We start from the raw sequence: 17,733 nt of genomic DNA on the forward strand, positions 1-17,733 counted from the left end.
TCACCTCCTACCTCGTTAGTCTTTGTGGTTAGAGAAATAATATGTCACCATTTGTTGAATGAAAAAGTGGCGTTTTTAGCCAATAATGATTGCGGAATTTTCTGAAATCAACTATATTTAAGATAGAAAAAGGTCGCGTATTTTTTTAATGAAAAAATGAATGAGTATTCATTCAAAACAATTAAGTAAGGGGGATATGAACTTGGTTCGACAAATCAGAAAGGCCGCTGTTTTAGGGTCAGGGGTTATGGGCTCAGGGATTGCTGCACACCTTGCTAACTTAGGAATTCCAACTTATATATTTGATATCGTCCCCAGAGAGCTTTCTGAGGATGAAAAGAAACAAGGATTGTCACTAGAAGATAAAGCGGTTAGAAACCGATTAAGCCGTACATCTATTCAAAACCTCTTGAAACAAAAGCCTGCCCCACTTACTTCAAAAAGTAATCTCGCACTAATTGAGGCAGGTAACTTTGAAGATGACATAGAAAAACTTGGCTCTGTGGATTGGATTATTGAGGTCGTCGTTGAAAATTTACATGTGAAAAAAGAAATTTTTGCAAAAGTTGATCAGTATAGGAAGCAAGGGAGCATCATCAGTTCCAATACATCTGGAATCTCGGTTGAGGCTATGGCAAAAGGGCGTTCGTTAGACTTTCAAAGGAATTTTTTAGGAACTCATTTCTTCAACCCTCCTCGTTATTTAAAGCTGCTTGAAATCATTCCAACAAAAATGACGGATCCAGAAGTGCTTTTATTTATGAAACAGTTTGGTGAAGATGTCCTTGGAAAAGGGGTTGTCGAAGCGAAGGATACACCCAATTTCATAGCTAATAGAATTGGAACATATGGTTTGCTTGTAACTGTACAAGAAATGTTAAAAGAAGGTTTAAGTATCGGTGAAGTAGACTCCATCACAGGACCAATGATTGGTAGACCGAAAAGTGCAACGTTTCGTACACTCGATGTTGTTGGGTTAGACACATTTGCTCATGTAGCAAGAAATGTATATGAACAGGTAGCTGGTAAAGAAAAGGAAGTTTTTCAGATTCCTGATTTCGTAAACAATATGGTTGAAAGAGAGTGGCTGGGAAGTAAAAGCGGCCAAGGTTTTTATTTGAAAAAAGGAAAGGAAATTCTCGAACTTAATCCAAAAACTTTGGAATATATTCCGAGAAAGAAACTAAAAACGCCCTCGACTGAAATGAGCAAGCAGGCAAAAGGTTTTTCTAATAAAATGAAGGCGCTCGTATATGCGGATGATCGTGCCGGACAGCTTTTGTGGAAGATAATAACCCCGGTGCTCACTTACTCTGCTGTACTGCTTGGTGAAATCGCAGACGATATAGTAGCAATTGATCAAGCAATGAAATGGGGATTCGGTTGGACACATGGTCCGTTTGAAACATGGGATGCGATTGGTCTAGAGAAGTCCGTAACGAAATTAGAGCAAGAAGGCGTTCACGTACCAGAATGGATAAAAGAAATGCTAAGAAATGGGTTCACTCACTTTTACAAAGAAAATGAACAAGGTGAAATGCTGTACTTCCATCATGGTGAATATAAGTTAGTTATCGAAAACCCTAAAGTAATCGATTTAAAAAAGATGAAAAAACAAAAAGGGGTCATTAAAAAGAATAGTGGTGCAGCCTTAATTGATATCGGTGATGATGTGGCATTACTTGAATTTACTTCACCAAACAATGCAATCGGACTTGATATCATTCAAATGATCAACTATTCGATTGAGGAAGTAGAAGCGAATTATAAAGGTCTGGTTATTGGTAACCAAGGGAAGAATTTCTGTGTCGGAGCGAATATTGCTTTAATGCTAATGGAAGCGCAGGATGACAATATTTTCGAATTAGATATGGTCATCACTCAGTTCCAAAAAGCGATGTTAAAGATAAAATACAGTTCGAAACCAGTTGTTGCAGCCCCGTTTAATATGGCTTTAGGCGGAGGTGCTGAAGTGTGTCTTCCGGCAGCTCGTATTCAAGCATCTTTAGAAACATATATGGGCCTTGTTGAAGCGGGAGTTGGTTTAATTCCTGGCGGTGGAGGAGCGAAGGAGCTTTATTATAAGACGTTGACAAGCTTGCCAAAAGGTGTGGAAGTTGATTTGCAGAAAGTCGTAAACAAAGTATTTGAAATGGTTGCTACGGCAAAGGTTTCCTCATCGGGAGAAGAAGCACGTGAAAATAATTTCTTGAATCTGGTGGATGGAATCAGCGTAAATCCAGATCACTTAATATATGATGCGAAGCAAGTGGTTCTGGCTTTGCATGATCAAGGCTATAGGGCTCCAGTAAAGGAAAAAATTCCAGTAGTTGGCGAATCGGGGTATGCAACTCTGTTACTAGGAGCAGAGTCGATGCGCCTAACAGGATATCTCTCTGAACACGACATGGTCATTGCGAAAAAGCTTGCCTTTGTTCTAGCTGGCGGTAAAGTTCCATTTGGTACAGAGGTGGATGAGCAATACTTATTAAACTTAGAAAAAGAAGCATTCTTAAGCTTAATTTCTATGACAAAATCACAGCAGAGAATGCAACATATGCTTCTTAAAGGAAAGCCGCTGCGCAACTAATCATGATATATGCATTTAGGTAGATTCTTACATTTAAAATAAGGAGGATCCTTATGAGAGAAGCGGTAATAGTAGCTGGAGCAAGAACGCCAGTTGGGAAAGCGAAACGAGGTTCTCTTGCCAAAGTGCGGCCGGATGACCTAGGTGCTCTTGTCGTGAAAGAGACATTGAAGCGTGCTGGCAATTACGAAGGAAGCATTGATGATTTAATCATTGGATGTGCCATGCCAGAAGCAGAACAAGGCTTAAATATGGCAAGAAACATCGGCGCACTTGCCGGTTTGCCCAATTCTGTACCTGCCATTACCATCAATCGCTATTGTTCAAGCGGTTTGAACAGTATTGCCTATGGTGCCGAAAGAATTATGCTTGGATTTAGCGATACAGTCATTGCTGGCGGAGTAGAATCCATGAGTATGGTACCAATGATGGGGCATGTGACTCGTCCGAATACAAAGCTTGCGGAAACGTCACCTGAATATTATATGGGAATGGGGCATACAGCAGAAGAAGTAGCAAAGAAGTTTGGCATCTCGCGTGAAGACCAAGATGCTTTTGCGGTTCGGAGCCATCAAAAAGCAACAAAGGCAATTGCGGCTGGAAAATTTGTTGATGAGATTGTGCCCGTTGATGTAACCATTCATTCTGTTGGTGCGGATTTAAAGCCTGATTTAAGAAGCTATCAATTTACGACAGACGAAGGTGCACGTGAAGGAACCACAATAGATATTCTTAGCAAGTTACGACCAGCTTTTTCACTAACAGGTTCAGTAACCGCTGGTAACGCCTCACAAACAAGTGACGGGGCGGCGGCTGTTATGGTCATGGATCGTGAGAAGGCGACTTCACTTGGCTTCGTTCCACTGGGGAAATTTCGTTCATTTGCAGTAGCTGGCGTACCTCCTGAAATTATGGGGATTGGTCCGGTAGCGGCAATTCCTAAAGCATTAAAACTAGCGGGGTTGGACCTCTCAGATATTGGTTTATTTGAATTGAATGAAGCGTTTGCCTCACAATCGATCCAAATCATCCGAGAACTTGGTTTAAATGAGGAAATTGTGAATGTAAACGGCGGTGCAATTGCCCTCGGTCATCCACTAGGGTGCACCGGTACAAAATTAACGCTAAGCTTGCTTCATGAATTGAAACGCAGAAATCAGCAATTTGGCATCGTAACGATGTGTATTGGCGGCGGCATGGGAGCTGCTGGAGTATTTGAGTTAATTGGATAATGATTTTCTTGGCTGACAAGGAAGGGCCTGACCCTTGAATTCGATTAGGAGGTACGGTAGATGGCTAAGCAAACTGAAACGTTGATTAAAGGCGGCGGTTTTTTTATTGAAGACATTACGTATGATCGAATATTCACTCCAGAGGATTACACGGATGAGCAAAAAATGATTGCAAAAACAACGGAGGACTTTGTCATTAATAAAGTATTACCAGAGGTTGAATATTTAGAGAGCCACGAATTCGATCGCTCAGTGAAATTGCTGAAACAAGCCGGTGAACTCGGCTTGTTAGGGGCAGATGTTCCAGAAGAATACGGAGGACTCGGTCTTGATAAAGTCAGTTCCGCACTAATTGGTGAGAAAATGTCTCGTGCAGGCGGATTTGGAATTACACATGGTGCTCATGTTGGAATTGGTTCTCTGCCAATCGTTCTTTTCGGGAACGAAGATCAAAAACAAAAATACTTGCCACTGCTTGCAACAGGTGAAAAAATTGCCGCTTACGCTTTGACAGAGCCAAGTTCAGGATCGGATGCTCTAGGAGCAAAAACTGTAGCAAGACTGAATGAAAAAGGTACTCACTACGTATTAAACGGCGAAAAACAATGGATAACCAATTCGGCATTTGCTGATGTATTCATTGTATACGCAAAAATCGATGGAGAAAAATTCTCAGCCTTCATCATAGAGCGTGAATTTTCAGGTGTATCTGTCGGCGCTGAAGAGAAGAAAATGGGAATCAAAAGTTCGTCTACACGTACGTTGATCCTTGAAGACGCTCAAGTGCCAGTTGAGAATCTCCTTGGTGAAGCTGGTCGCGGGCACGTTATTGCTTTCAATATATTAAATGTCGGACGTTATAAATTAGGTGTAGGTGTAGTAGGAGGGGCGAAGCGTGCCTTCGACCTTACTGTAAGCTACACGAACCAACGTCAACAATTCAAAACAGCCATTTCATCATTTAACTTAACAAAAGAAAAATTGGCGACGATGGCTTCGAAAATCTTTGCAGCCGAAAGTTCAGTCTACCGTACAGTTGGACTTTTTGAACAAAGAATGAGCCAGCTGTCAGATGAAGAAGTGAAAGATGGCAAAGCGGTTGCAGCATCCATTGCTGAGTATGCGATTGAATGTTCATTGAATAAATTCTTTGCTACAGAAGTGTTGGATTATGTTGTAGATGAAGGCGTCCAGCTACATGGCGGTTATGGTTTTATGCAAGAGTACGAAATTGAACGAGCATACCGCGATTCACGAATCAATCGCATTTTTGAAGGGACGAATGAAATCAATCGCTTATTGGTACCGGGAACATTCTTGAAAAAAGCGTTAAAAGGCGAGTTACCCCTTCTACAAAAAGCTCAAACTCTCCAAGAAGAATTAATGATGATGATGCCTGAGGAACCAAGCGATGAGCCATTGGCACAAGAAAAAATGCTAATGAGAAATGCAAAGAAAATCGGCTTGCTTGCGGCAGGACTTGTTGCACAAAAATTTGGACCTAAGCTTGAGGAAGAGCAAGAAATTCTGGTAAACATTGCGGATATCGTCTCACTTGCATATGCGGCTGAATCTGTTATTCTGCGTACAGAAAAGGCAATAGCTACAAATGGATTACTAAAGAACAAACAAAAGGTTCTTTACACAGAAATCTTCGTTCAAGAAGCATTTAATGAAATCGAGCAGCATGCAAAGGAAACTTTAATTGCTATAGAAACGGGCGATCCATTGCGTATTATGCTTTCTTCTCTTCGCAAGTTAACTAGACATACACCCATCAATGTTATTGCCAAAAAGCGTGAAGCCTCTGTTAAATTAATTGAAGCAGGAAAATTTGTGTTATAGATTAAAAAATGAAATAAAGACTCTGAGAACTTGAGCGTCTTCACTGTTCAGGTATTCTGGGAGTCTTTTTGAATGAAGCGCATGGGGGTGGGGCGTGGGGCTTCGCAAAATTAACTTCGCACCTCCACCATTGTGATTAGGCGAATGTAGCATACTATATTATTTATCCTCCGTGGAAAATGATGGTGTTTTTTACGTCATGTTTATTTTGTATTACGACTAAAAAACGGGTATTCTATCAATAGGTGGTGAGAAAATGGCCTTAACATTTTATTGGTATCCAAAATGCGGAACTTGCCGTAAAGCTAAAAATTGGCTTGATGCACATGAACTTACATACAAAGACATCCATATCGCGGAAAATCCGCCTTCAAGTTCTGAATTGAAAGAGTTGTTCCGTAACAGTGGTCTGGAATTAAAGAAATTTTTTAACACAAGTGGTCAAAAGTATCGTGAAATGGGATTGAAGGATCGTTTGAAAGATGCTTCTGAACAAGAGATGCTAGAGTTATTAGCTTCAGACGGAATGTTAATAAAGCGTCCGATTGTTACAGACGGGAAAACGGTAACAGTCGGTTTTAAAGAAGAAGAATTTGAGAAGAATTGGATTTAAACACTTCCAAATTGGAAAATCTACTTTATACTATAAGAGTGATAGTACTACATACTTGGAGGGATTTACTAATGACAACACCAAAAGAACTACGTTACTCGGAAGAACATGAATGGGTTAAAACTGAAGGTGAAACGGTTCGTATCGGAATTACACACTTTGCGCAATCAGAGCTTGGTGATATCGTGTTTGTTGAGCTTCCAGAAGTAGGCGATGAAATTAAAGCGGACGAGCCATTCGGCAGCGTGGAATCTGTTAAAACAGTTTCTGAATTATATGCACCGATCAGCGGTAAAATCGTTGCAGTGAATGAAGATCTGAATGATAGCCCTGAGTTTGTCAACGAATCCCCTTATGAGAAGGCTTGGATGATCGTAGTCGAACCGTCTGACAACAGTGAAATTGAGAAATTAATGACAGCAGAGTCTTACGAAGCAATGATTAACGAAGGATAACGTGTTAAATGAGGAAGACTGCTGCGACGGTCTTCCTTGTTTTATCGGTCAATTATTGAAATTTCCTGTATGAAGGACATGGGGACGGGTCTTCGCAACCTTCTAATATAACCTACCTACTTAGCAGGTATACTTATTTAATTATAGAAAGTCCCGAAAATCCGTCTCCGCACCGCCGCCATTAGGATTAGGCGAGTAGCGTGCTACAGGATTGATCCTTCATGGTAATGGATGGCGCTTAACTTTTGTACATTGAATGAACTAAAAGATGGGTGATGATGTTGTTCGTGAAGCCTGAGGTTGAAAAAATTCTTATTGTCGAAGGTACTTCTGATAAGCGTCAAGTAAAAAAGATCTTGAATGAAGATATTGAGATTATCTGTACAAACGGGACAATCTCTTTAGTTCGATTGGATGAACTTGTGGAAGAGTTGGAAGACAAAGATGTTTATATCCTCGTAGACGCAGATGATTCTGGAGAAAAACTTAGGAAACAGCTGATGCGTGAATTGCCCAATGCATCCCATATTTATATAGATAAAATGTATCGTCAAGTGGCGGATGCCCCGCTAAAACATCTTTCAACTATGCTACTTTCAGCTAAAATAGATGTGAAAATGAAATTTTTAGAATAGAGGATAGGTATTACCATGCAAGAATGGAATGAAAGAGAATTAAATGACGCGATTCAACAAAAGGATACTTTTTGCTTATATTTGTATACCCCGATGTGTGGAACTTGTCAGGTCGCTTCAAAAATGCTAACTGTAGTGTTAGAGATGTATCCTAAATTAAAAAGCGGCAAGATGAATATGAACTATATTCCAGCCATCTCAATACAATATAAGATAGAAAGTGTCCCTTGTTTGTTGCTTATTAAAGAAGGACAATTGTTGGAGAAAATTTACGCATTCCAATCTGTCCCTTATTTGTATACTCTCTTAAAAAAGCTGGAATTGTAAAGAAGGCCCAACAACACTTCGTATCAATGACACGGTAAAAGTCGATGCGTGTGAGGTATGGGTCTTCTTAAGTTCCCATTTATCCGGCAGCAATATTTGACGTAGGGCAAAATAAAAATAAAGTTGACGAGCACTATAGGCCGTGATATATTAGTCCTAAGATTAATTTACCGAAAATTAAAATAATTTCTTATCAAGAGTGGTGGAGGAACTGGTCCTACGAAGCCCGGCAACCGGTATGTAATATCATACACGGTGCTAATTCCAGCAGAGTATTAGCTCTGGAAGATAAGAAGAGTTGATAAAAACCTCTTCTTAAAGAGGTTTTTTTTGATTCTCATCCACTTAGTTTGCCAGGGCGAAAAATAAGGAATAAATGACGAAAAGGGAGTGGATTTGCATGGGAGAAGAAAAAAACAATTATCGATTTGAGACATTAAGTGTACACGGTGGGCTTGAGGCTGACCCGACTACTGGAGCTAGATCATTACCAATTTATCAAAGTAATGCTTTTGCTTTTAAAAGCACAGAGCATGCAGCTAATTTGTTCGGTTTGAAAGAGAGTGGTTATATTTATTCAAGAATTCATAACCCAACCGTAACGACGTTCGAGGAGAGAGTAGCGTTATTAGAGGGGGGCATTGGTGCATTAGCAGTATCTAGTGGTATGGCTGCAATCACGTTAGCGATTATGAATATCGCAGGTGCGGGGGATGAAATTGTAGCTGCATCCACTTTGTATGGCGGTACATATAATTTATTTGCCAACACACTTCCGAAATATGGGATAAAGGTCCATTTTGTATCACCTGATAGTCCTGAAAACTTTAGAGAAGCGATTACTTCACGAACAAGAGCGGTATTTGCGGAAGTGATCGGGAATCCAAGTTTGCGTGTTTTTGATATTGAAGCAGTAGCAGATATTGCACATGAAGCAGGTGTTCCGCTCATTATCGATAGTACGTTTGCGACACCATATCTATGCAGACCGATTGATTTTGGCGCTGATATTATCGTTCATTCCGCAACAAAATGGTTACTGGGGAATGGCACGACAATGGGCGGAATCATTGTAGATGCAGGAAAGTTTAATTATAATTCACCGAATTTCCCAGGATTTACTGAACCAGATCCAAGCTATGACGGAATGGTGTATAGTGAAGCATGTGGCCCAGCTGCATTTATTACAAAAGCTCGTGTTCAACTGCTTAGAGATTTAGGGCCACAATTAAGCCCGCAGAGCGCATTTCAATTTGCGGTAGGATTGGAAACATTACATGTGAGAATGAAGGAACATATTTCGAATACGAAAATTATCATCGATTATCTACAAAATCATCCTGCGGTTTCTTGGGTCAACTATCCGGGTAATGAAGATCATCCTGATAAGAAATTGGCTGATAAATATTTACCAAAAGGAGCAGGATCCATTGTCACATTTGGCATTAAAGGTGGCAGAGAAGCGGGAGCAAAACTGATCGACTCTATTCGCCTTTGGTCTCATGTTGCGAACGTTGGGGATGCAAAAAGTTTAATCATCCATCCAGCAAGTACGACACACCAACAGCTTACTGCGAAAGAAATTGAGAAAGCTGGCGTAAGCGAAGATTTGGTACGTTTATCAGTGGGGATTGAGAACGCCCAAGACTTAATCGATGATCTTGAACAAGCAATCGAAAAAGCTACTGGCATCCATTCACTTACGGTAAAATAATTTTTTCCACTCTTAACGGGCAGTAAGATCCCAACCTTAAGATTCTAAGCATGCTAAAAGAAGATAGGTGGGATCAACTGCCTGTAAGGGTCCGATTGGATAGATACAATGAATCTTACCGATGCATGAGCGGAGATAAAGTTTGTGCCCATGATGTGTGTCACAAAGACGAAGACATGAGGACGCGGCGTACTGTCTCTGATTCATTGAATAGAGTTTGTACTGTCGAATGATCGAAGCAAGAGCGAAAATCTAAGCGACAGTAGAATAAGACTAACAATCATTGAGGGATGAAGAAAACCCTCAATGATTGAAGTTTCACTTTATATAAAAACGATTGTTGGCAAGTTTTTTTAACAGACTTTCATAAAATAGAAATATAATACATTGACACTCTATCTTTTTGCATGGTATTATTCCAACGAAAACAAAATGAACTTTAATTGATGATTCATCAATTTCTTATACTTGTTTGCTCTTATCAAGAGAGGTGGAGGGATGTGCCCGATGAAGCCCGGCAACCGGCAAAGCTATTGCTTTGAAAAGGTGCCAATTCACGCAAAGCTAATTGCTTTGGGAGATGAGAGAAAGGTCTTTTTTTCATAATGCCTTTCTGCTCTCTGCAGAAAGGCATTTTTTATTTCCAATGATGCAAATAAACAGTGCATGAATGGAGAGGTTCGTGAAATCTTATTTAGTAGAAGGTTTTTACAAACAACATGAGTAGGTTCATAGGTTTTATTGCATAAAGAGGTGAGTTCAATGATAACACTGTCGAAAGTTAGTAAGGTATTCAGTACCAAATCTTTGCAATCCCAGCCGATTAAGGCTGTTGATGAAGTCAATTTAACAATTAACAAAGGTGAAATATTTGGAATTATTGGATATAGTGGTGCAGGAAAAAGTACCCTCATCCGAATGCTAAATGGTTTAGAAACCCCATCAACGGGTTCTGTCGTTGTTGCAGGAAATACGATTTCGAGCATTAAAGGTCGTAACTTGCGTAAGGCGCGTCAAGAGATTAGCATGATTTTTCAACATTTTAATTTATTGTGGTCTCGTACTGTTCACGATAATATCGCGTTTCCGCTTGAAATTGCCGGTGTAAAGAAAAGTGAACGCCAAAAACGAGTCAATGAATTAATTAAGTTGGTCGGTTTAGAGGGCAGAGAAAATGCCTACCCTTCCCAATTAAGCGGTGGACAGAAGCAAAGGGTTGGAATAGCACGAGCATTAGCGAACAACCCAAAGGTACTCCTTTGTGATGAGGCGACATCTGCACTTGATCCGCAAACAACCGACTCGATACTAGAGCTTTTGGTGGATATTAATAATCGATTAGGATTGACAATTGTTCTAATAACTCATGAAATGCATGTAATTCGTAAAATTTGTCATCGGGTTGCTGTCATGGAAGGCGGTAGAATTGTTGAGCAAGGGCCAGTTCTAGACGTATTTCAGAACCCAGCTGCACAAATAACAAAGCGGTTTGTTCAACAAGTAACTGAGCCTGCGGAAACGAAAGACACTGTGGACCATTTACTCGAGAACTATCCACAAGGCAAGGTTGTTCAATTAACTTTTGTAGGAGAGAATACGGAAAGTCCGCTGATTACAAAGCTTATCCGTAATTTTCAATTGGACGTTAATATCGTACAAGGGAAAATTTCACAAACTCAAAGTGGATCGTATGGCACATTGTTTATTCATATGGATGGCAGCGATGAGGAAATCTCCCGTGCAATCACATACATCAAAGAACAGCAGGTTGGCGTGGAGGTGATCTCAAATGCTGAGTAATTGGTTTCCGAATGTAATTTGGGAAAATCTATGGTTAGCAACGAAGGAAACATTATATATGACAGGGATTGCTTTAGTTGCGACTTTTGTAATAGGAATCCTGCTAGGGTTATTATTATTTTTAACATCCAAAGGACAGATGTGGGAAAATAAAATGATTAACATCATTATCTCAGCTGTTGTCAATATATTCCGCTCGATCCCATTTATTATTCTTATTATCTTATTAATTCCGTTTACGATTATTGTTGTAGGTTCAATGCTAGGTGCAAAGGCTGCTCTCCCTGCCCTAATTATCGGGGCTGCTCCCTTTTATGCGAGGATGGTCGAGATTGGCCTCAGAGAAGTGGATAAAGGTGTCATTGAAGCGGCGAGATCGATGGGCGCTAAAACGAGTACCATTATTTTTAAAGTATTATTACCAGAATCTATGCCTGCTCTTGTTTCCGGAATAACCGTTACAGCTATCGCGTTAGTTGGTTATACGGCGATGGCTGGTGCTATTGGTGCAGGGGGACTTGGAGATCTTGCTTATAAAGAAGGTTTCCAGAGAACGAAAAATGATGTAACGCTGTTGGCAACAATTGTTATATTACTAATTGTGTTCGTCATCCAATTTATTGGTGATTTAATAACTTCAAAATTAGACAAACGATGAGATGGGGGTAAAGGAAATGAAAAAGAAAAAATGGTTTCAAACTTTAGCAATTGCATCGACATTATTATTAGGTTTGACAGCATGTGGAACAAGTGCTGATAAGAAAGAAAGTGACAATGGTTCGGCGGATGAGAAGGGCTTAACAAAGCTAGTTATTGGGGCTTCCAATGTTCCGCACGCTGAAATTCTTGAGAAAGCAAAACCAGCATTAAAAGAAAAAGGAGTCGATCTTGAGATTAAAGTTTTCTCAGATTTTATTTTGCCAAATAAAGCATTGGCTGCAAAAGAAATTGATGCCAATTACTTTCAGCATCTTCCGTACTTAGAGGAAGAGATTGCAGATAAGGGCTATGATTTCGTTAATGCTGGCGCTGTGCACATTGAGCCGATTGGGATTTACTCTAAAAAGTATAAAAGTTTAGATGAAATCCCTGAAGGCGGAAAAATTATTATGCGTGATGCTGTATCAGATGAAGGAAGGATTCTTTCTATTTTCCAAGAGCATGGTTTGATTAAATTAAAAGAAGGCATAAATAAAACTAAAGCAACGATCAATGATATTGTTGAAAATCCGAAGAAACTTGTATTCCAACCTAATATTGAAGCGGCATTACTTCCACAGGTCTTTAATAATGGTGAAGGGGATGCTGTAGTTATCAATGCAAACTATGCATTAGATGCTGGACTTGATCCGATAAATGATCCAATTGCAGTTGAGTCAGCAAAAGACAATCCGTACGTAAATATTATTGCCGTTCGTGCTGGTGATGAGAAACGTGAAGACATTAAAGCATTAGTAGAAGTTCTACACTCAAAAGAAATTCAAGATTTCATTATGGAAAAGTATAAAGGAGCAGTTTTACCTGCTGAATAATAATTGTGAAGAAGGGTGTCCCAACAAATGGGCCAAGCCTCGACTGCTGTTTACAGTTTAAAATAAGTGCTGAATCACTTATAAACTGTTGAATAAGCTCGGGGTAAGGTCATTATGGGACACCCTTTTTTCGTAAATTTTGCAACTAGAACGGGATTAACAATCAGTGTGGGATCAAGAAAACTCCACTGATTGAAGTTTTACATTATATTGCATAGCATTGTTCCGTAATAGTAAGAATATTAGTTATATTCTCTAGCTGATCATGTGTAATCGGCTCTGTGACGGGTATATGGATTTTGAAAAGTAAATTGCTGAGATGTTACACTAAAATCCAATAAAAAATGGAAGGATTGATTCATTATCAACTCTCTAGAGTTAAACGTAACGAGCGAAATGGAAAAGGCGATGCAACAATCACACGGAATAGGCTACAGTGAGTATAGCAGGCGATTGGATATTCGGCTCCAGGTCGAGAAACGAAGAGAGAAGGATTATGAAGAAGGCAACCGAATCGTGAATAATCTGCAACGTCAGATATATTAATAATTCCATTTGATAAGTAGTCGAAAGATCGGTCGAAGTCCACGTAATGGATAACGGCCGGTCTTTTTTGATCTCTGTAAATATAATTTGTTTGAAGGTCATTGAGACGGGGATTTACGATTTAATAATATAGCTAAGCTACTTAGCTGGTATATGTTATAGATCATGCTCTAAACTGTTACCATTGTGATTAGATATGTGTAGCGTGCTACATGATTTTATCGAATGGTGGCGTTTTAAAGTCAGCCAGATTTTGTATGAATAATTACAATGAATCGAATCATTATTCATTTTTTTGGGAAAAATAAATGGATGTATGTAGGAAAACTCTTGTTATGGGCTTTACTTGCAATGTGTACCGGAAAACACTATCCTTTATAGTAGAAAAGCATTTTAATTAGTTGCTTACAGTTTAAATTTGATATAAGATTATAATGAGAATAAAGTGAGAATCATTTTAACGGTCATAGAAAAGAAGGTATCTTACTTTCTAGCTATAAAATAGGATTTAGATCACGGAGGTATTACTATGTCAGGTTCAACATTAACGATTAAAGATCTTCATGTTTCAATTGAAGGAAAAGAAATTTTAAAAGGTGTTAACCTTGAAGTCAAAGGTGGAGAAATCCATGCAATCATGGGACCTAATGGAACAGGTAAGTCTACTCTTTCTTCAGCAATCATGGGACACCCTAAGTATGAAGTAACTAGCGGAAGCATTACATTTGACGGCAAAGATGTTCTTGAAATGGAAGTTGACGAACGTGCCCAAGCTGGTCTTTTCCTTGCTATGCAATATCCAAGTGAAATCAGCGGTGTAACGAATGCAGACTTCCTTCGTTCAGCGATTAACGCACGCCGTGAAGAAGGCGATGAAATTTCACTTATGAAATTCATTCGCAAAATGGACGAGAAAATGGATTTCCTTGAAATGGATCAAGATATGGCTCAACGTTATTTAAATGAAGGGTTCTCAGGCGGAGAGAAAAAGCGTAATGAAATTCTACAATTAATGATGATTGAACCAAAAGTTGCAATCCTAGACGAAATTGACTCTGGGTTAGATATTGATGCTCTTAAAGTTGTATCAAAAGGGATCAATGAAATGCGTGGCGAAGATTTCGGTTGCTTGATCATCACTCACTATCAACGTCTATTGAATTATATCACTCCTGATTTTGTTCACGTTATGATGCAAGGACGTGTTGTTAAATCTGGCGGTCCTGAGCTAGCACAACGCCTTGAAGCAGAAGGATACGAGTGGATTAAAGAAGAATTAGGCATTGAAGACGAAACTGTTGGCCAAGAAGCGTAAGTAGGAGGATTTGCCATGACTACCGAAACAAAACTACCAGTTGAACAAGAGTATATCAGCTCTTATTCACAACAAAACAACGAACCAGCTTGGCTGACAGAACTTCGAGTTCATGCATTTGCAGGACTAGAAAATCTGCCGATGCCAAGACCTGATAAGACGAAAATAGATAAATGGAATTTCACTTCTTTCAAATCTCATACTGTTGAAAGTGAAGCATTCACATCATTGAATGACCTTCCTGAAGCTGTGAAATCACTTGTTGATTTAGAAGAAAGCAAAAACTTATATATCCAACGCAATAATACACCTGCATTTTTCAGCTTATCAGAAGAGTTGAAGGCTCAAGGAGTTATTTTTACAGATATCTTCACAGCAGCTCGCGAACATGGAGAACTTGTACAAAAGTATTTCATGAAAGACGGTGTAAATGCTGATGAGCATCGCCTTGTAGCATTCCATGCTGCGTTAATGAACGGTGGAGCATTTTTATATGTTCCGAAAAATGTTGAGATTAAAGAGCCGATTCAATCTATTTTCTTAGTGGATCATACAGATACTACATTATTCAACCATGTATTAATTGTAGCGGATGACAATAGTTTAGTAACGTATGTAGAAAACTACATTTCTACGGTTGAATCAGCATCTGGAATTGCAAACATTGTGACGGAAGTCATTGCTAATGCTAATGCGAAAGTCACTTATGGAGCTGTTGATACACTTTCTTCAGGATTTACTACGTATGTGAACCGACGAGGTGTAGCAAGTCGTGATGCTCGAATTGAGTGGGCGCTTGGGTTAATGAATGATGGAGATACGATTTCTGATAACACAACTTATTTAATGGGCGATGGTTCATTTGGAGATACGAAGTCAGTTGTCGTTGGCCGCGGGGAACAGAAGCAGAACTTCACAACGCAAATTATTCATTATGGAAAACGCTCTGAAGGATATATATTGAAGCACGGCGTAATGAAAGAGAGTGCTCAGACAATTTTCAATGGTATTGGAAAAATCGAACACGGAGCAACAAAAGCGAACGCAGAGCAGGAATCACGCGTATTAATGCTTAGTGAAAAAGCTCGCGGAGATGCGAATCCAATCTTACTTATTGAAGAAGATGATGTTACGGCAGGACATGCTGCATCAGTTGGTCGTGTAGATCCACTTCAATTATACTACTTAATGAGCAGAGGAATTCCAAAGACTGAAGCAGAGCGCTTAGTCATCCATGGTTTCCTTGCACCAGTAGTAAGTGTACTTCCAATTGAAGGTGTTAAGAAGCAACTAGTTGAGGTAATTGAAAGGAAAGTTAGATAATGAATCCATACGAAATTCGTAAGCTTTTCCCAATTTTAGATCAAGAAGTTAATGACCAGCCTCTAGTTTATCTCGATAGTGCTGCGACTTCACAAAAGCCTAGCGCAGTTATCCAATCCATTGAAGATTACTACCGCGGCTACAACTCCAATGTACACCGCGGAGTTCATACACTTGGAACAAAAGCTACGGATGCGTATGAAGGAGCCCGTGAAAAGGCTCGCAAATTCATTAATGCCTCACTGATGGAAGAAGTTATTTTCACGCGAGGCACTACAACTTCTTTAAATATAGTAGCGAAAAGCTATGGTGGCGCCAATCTATCAGAGGGTGACGAGATAGTCATCTCTTATATGGAACACCATAGCAACATCATTCCATGGCAGCAGATTGCTAAGCAGACGGGTGCTGTCCTGAAGTATGTTCCACTTCAGCTTGATGGAACAATCTCTATTGATGACGTTAAAGCAACGATCACAGATGCAACAAAGATTGTTTCAATCATGCATGTTTCAAATGTATTAGGTGTAATAAACCCAGTTAAAGAAATTGCGCAGATTGCTCATAGTCATGGAGCGATTATGGTGGTAGATGGTGCCCAAAGTACACCGCATTTAAAAGTAGATGTTCAAGATTTAGATTGTGACTTTTTTGCTTTCTCAGGTCATAAGATGGTCGGACCGACTGGTATCGGCGTATTATATGGCAAGAAAGAGCATTTAGAAAAAATGGAACCAGTTGAATTTGGCGGAGAGATGATTGATTTTGTAGGTCTATATGAATCGACATGGAAAGAGCTCCCTTGGAAATTTGAAGGGGGAACTCCAATAATAGCTGGTGCCATTGGTCTAGGAGCAGCCATTGACTTTCTTACTGAAATTGGCTTAGACAATATTGAGGCTCATGAGCATCATTTAGCTGCCTATGCACTAGAGAAAATGGCAGAGATTGAAGGCTTAATGATTTATGGTCCGCTTGATCCGATGAAGCGAGCTGGAGTCATTACGTTTAATATTGCTGACGTTCATCCACATGATTTAGCAACCGTGCTTGATATGGATGGAATTGCCATTCGCGCAGGACATCACTGCGCACAGCCATTAATGAAATGGCTTGATGTATCAGCAACAGCACGTGCCAGTTTCTACCTGTATAACACCGAAGAAGATATTGATAAGCTTGTACAAGGGCTTGTCAAAACAAAGGAGTATTTCAGTAATGTCCTTTAATAACTTAGATACACTTTATCGACAAGTCATTATGGACCATTATAAAAAGCCTCGTAATAAAGGCGTTTTGGAAGATGGAAACTTAACTATTGATATGAATAACCCGACATGCGGCGACCGAATCCGTTTAACGATGAAAGTGGAAGATCAGAAAGTAGTCGATGCGAAATTCGAAGGTGAAGGGTGTTCGATTTCAATGAGTTCAGCTTCGATGATGACTCAGGCGATAAAAGGGAAAGATATTGAAACGGCAGTCAAACTTTCAAAAACATTTTCCGAAATGATTCAAGGTAATGAATACGATGATACTCTAGACCTTGGTGATATTGAAGCCCTTCAAGGAGTTTCGAAATTCCCTGCTAGAATTAAGTGTGCAACATTAGCTTGGAAAGCGATGGAAAAAGGGTTGAAAGAGTGAAACTTCCATTAGTGGGGGGCATCTCCCATTGATGGTTAGTTGACTGCAATTACGGATTTACAGGCTGTTCATCGACACCAGATGGGGTATTACAGCCTATTAACCTGGAATAAATAAACACAATGAGTAAGAAGCGTCTCTGATGAGGGGTAGACTCTA

At 39.7% G+C, this 17,733-nt stretch carries 15 protein-coding genes and 2 riboswitches; all 15 genes read left to right on the forward strand.

Annotation, left to right across the window (positions count from 1 at the left end; translation table 11 throughout):
* Positions 1-196: 196 nt before the first annotated feature.
* The 15 genes from V179_RS0123725 to sufU all read left to right on the forward strand — a co-directional run bounded on the left by V179_RS0123725 (position 197) and on the right by sufU (position 17,574).
* Entirely contained in the window at positions 197-2,590 is a 2,394-nt protein-coding gene (locus V179_RS0123725; protein ID WP_407637269.1) for a 3-hydroxyacyl-CoA dehydrogenase/enoyl-CoA hydratase family protein, read from the forward strand.
* A gap of 53 nt (positions 2,591-2,643) precedes the next feature.
* A complete protein-coding gene (locus tag V179_RS0123730; protein WP_028393677.1) occupies positions 2,644-3,822 on the forward strand; it encodes an acetyl-CoA C-acetyltransferase in 1,179 nt (392 codons plus the stop codon).
* Between the two features lie 60 nt (positions 3,823-3,882).
* Positions 3,883-5,667, forward strand: a complete 1,785-nt coding sequence (locus V179_RS0123735; RefSeq protein WP_028393678.1) for an acyl-CoA dehydrogenase family protein — start codon at positions 3,883-3,885, stop codon at positions 5,665-5,667.
* 256 nt (positions 5,668-5,923) lie between these two features.
* Positions 5,924-6,280: an arsenate reductase family protein gene (locus V179_RS0123740; protein ID WP_028393679.1), complete on the forward strand. Its 357-nt coding sequence runs from the start codon at positions 5,924-5,926 to the stop codon at positions 6,278-6,280.
* 71 nt (positions 6,281-6,351) lie between these two features.
* A complete protein-coding gene (gcvH, locus tag V179_RS0123745) occupies positions 6,352-6,735 on the forward strand; it encodes a glycine cleavage system protein GcvH (RefSeq protein WP_028393680.1) in 384 nt (127 codons plus the stop codon).
* A 278-nt stretch (positions 6,736-7,013) separates the two neighbouring features.
* Positions 7,014-7,370: a toprim domain-containing protein gene (locus V179_RS0123750; protein WP_028393681.1), complete on the forward strand. Its 357-nt coding sequence runs from the start codon at positions 7,014-7,016 to the stop codon at positions 7,368-7,370.
* Between the two features lie 15 nt (positions 7,371-7,385).
* The gene (locus tag V179_RS0123755) at positions 7,386-7,697 is read left to right on the forward strand and encodes a thioredoxin family protein (protein ID WP_028393682.1); all 312 of its coding nucleotides are present in this window, start codon (positions 7,386-7,388) and stop codon (positions 7,695-7,697) included.
* 187 nt (positions 7,698-7,884) lie between these two features.
* Positions 7,885-7,992, forward strand: a riboswitch (SAM riboswitch).
* A gap of 105 nt (positions 7,993-8,097) precedes the next feature.
* Positions 8,098-9,411 carry an O-acetylhomoserine aminocarboxypropyltransferase/cysteine synthase family protein gene (locus V179_RS0123760; RefSeq protein ID WP_028393683.1) on the forward strand — a complete coding sequence of 438 codons (1,314 nt, stop codon included), beginning with the start codon at positions 8,098-8,100 and terminating at the stop codon, positions 9,409-9,411.
* Between the two features lie 475 nt (positions 9,412-9,886).
* A riboswitch (SAM riboswitch) is annotated at positions 9,887-9,998 on the forward strand.
* A gap of 175 nt (positions 9,999-10,173) precedes the next feature.
* Complete coding sequence (locus V179_RS0123765) at positions 10,174-11,211, forward strand: methionine ABC transporter ATP-binding protein (protein ID WP_028393684.1); 1,038 nt, start codon at positions 10,174-10,176, stop codon at positions 11,209-11,211.
* The gene (locus tag V179_RS0123770) at positions 11,201-11,869 is read left to right on the forward strand and encodes a methionine ABC transporter permease (RefSeq protein ID WP_028393685.1); all 669 of its coding nucleotides are present in this window, start codon (positions 11,201-11,203) and stop codon (positions 11,867-11,869) included. The genes V179_RS0123765 and V179_RS0123770 overlap by 11 nt, the downstream gene beginning before the upstream one ends.
* A gap of 16 nt (positions 11,870-11,885) precedes the next feature.
* Positions 11,886-12,743, forward strand: coding sequence for a MetQ/NlpA family ABC transporter substrate-binding protein (locus tag V179_RS0123775; protein WP_034302379.1), 858 nt, complete (start codon positions 11,886-11,888; stop codon positions 12,741-12,743).
* Between the two features lie 1,075 nt (positions 12,744-13,818).
* Entirely contained in the window at positions 13,819-14,604 is a 786-nt protein-coding gene (sufC, locus tag V179_RS0123780; protein WP_028393687.1) for a Fe-S cluster assembly ATPase SufC, read from the forward strand.
* Positions 14,605-14,619: 15 nt separating this feature from the next.
* On the forward strand, positions 14,620-15,927 hold the full coding sequence (gene sufD, locus V179_RS0123785) for a Fe-S cluster assembly protein SufD (RefSeq protein WP_028393688.1): 1,308 nt from the start codon (positions 14,620-14,622) through the stop codon (positions 15,925-15,927).
* The gene (locus V179_RS0123790) at positions 15,927-17,156 is read left to right on the forward strand and encodes a cysteine desulfurase (RefSeq protein ID WP_028393689.1); all 1,230 of its coding nucleotides are present in this window, start codon (positions 15,927-15,929) and stop codon (positions 17,154-17,156) included. The genes sufD and V179_RS0123790 overlap by 1 nt, the downstream gene beginning before the upstream one ends.
* The gene (gene sufU / locus V179_RS0123795; protein ID WP_028393690.1) at positions 17,146-17,574 is read left to right on the forward strand and encodes a Fe-S cluster assembly sulfur transfer protein SufU; all 429 of its coding nucleotides are present in this window, start codon (positions 17,146-17,148) and stop codon (positions 17,572-17,574) included. The genes V179_RS0123790 and sufU overlap by 11 nt, the downstream gene beginning before the upstream one ends.
* Positions 17,575-17,733 lie beyond the last annotated feature (159 nt).

Origin of the sequence: Bacillus cihuensis (genome assembly GCF_000504145.1) — a bacterium.
Classification (GTDB): Bacteria; Bacillota; Bacilli; order Bacillales; family DSM-1321; genus Peribacillus; species Peribacillus huizhouensis.

Bases quoted from the DNA above. Each gene is read 5' to 3' on its own strand.
- V179_RS0123725 (WP_407637269.1), top strand. From the start codon at position 197: ATGAACTTGGTTCGACAAATCAGAAAGGCCGCTGTTTTAGGGTCAGGG.
- V179_RS0123730 (WP_028393677.1), top strand. From the start codon at position 2,644: ATGAGAGAAGCGGTAATAGTAGCTGGAGCAAGAACGCCAGTTGGGAAA.
- V179_RS0123735 (WP_028393678.1), top strand. From the start codon at position 3,883: ATGGCTAAGCAAACTGAAACGTTGATTAAAGGCGGCGGTTTTTTTATT.
- V179_RS0123740 (WP_028393679.1), top strand. From the start codon at position 5,924: ATGGCCTTAACATTTTATTGGTATCCAAAATGCGGAACTTGCCGTAAA.
- gcvH (WP_028393680.1), top strand. From the start codon at position 6,352: ATGACAACACCAAAAGAACTACGTTACTCGGAAGAACATGAATGGGTT.
- V179_RS0123750 (WP_028393681.1), top strand. From the start codon at position 7,014: ATGTTGTTCGTGAAGCCTGAGGTTGAAAAAATTCTTATTGTCGAAGGT.
- V179_RS0123755 (WP_028393682.1), top strand. From the start codon at position 7,386: ATGCAAGAATGGAATGAAAGAGAATTAAATGACGCGATTCAACAAAAG.
- V179_RS0123760 (WP_028393683.1), top strand. From the start codon at position 8,098: ATGGGAGAAGAAAAAAACAATTATCGATTTGAGACATTAAGTGTACAC.
- V179_RS0123765 (WP_028393684.1), top strand. From the start codon at position 10,174: ATGATAACACTGTCGAAAGTTAGTAAGGTATTCAGTACCAAATCTTTG.
- V179_RS0123770 (WP_028393685.1), top strand. From the start codon at position 11,201: ATGCTGAGTAATTGGTTTCCGAATGTAATTTGGGAAAATCTATGGTTA.
- V179_RS0123775 (WP_034302379.1), top strand. From the start codon at position 11,886: ATGAAAAAGAAAAAATGGTTTCAAACTTTAGCAATTGCATCGACATTA.
- sufC (WP_028393687.1), top strand. From the start codon at position 13,819: ATGTCAGGTTCAACATTAACGATTAAAGATCTTCATGTTTCAATTGAA.
- sufD (WP_028393688.1), top strand. From the start codon at position 14,620: ATGACTACCGAAACAAAACTACCAGTTGAACAAGAGTATATCAGCTCT.
- V179_RS0123790 (WP_028393689.1), top strand. From the start codon at position 15,927: ATGAATCCATACGAAATTCGTAAGCTTTTCCCAATTTTAGATCAAGAA.
- sufU (WP_028393690.1), top strand. From the start codon at position 17,146: ATGTCCTTTAATAACTTAGATACACTTTATCGACAAGTCATTATGGAC.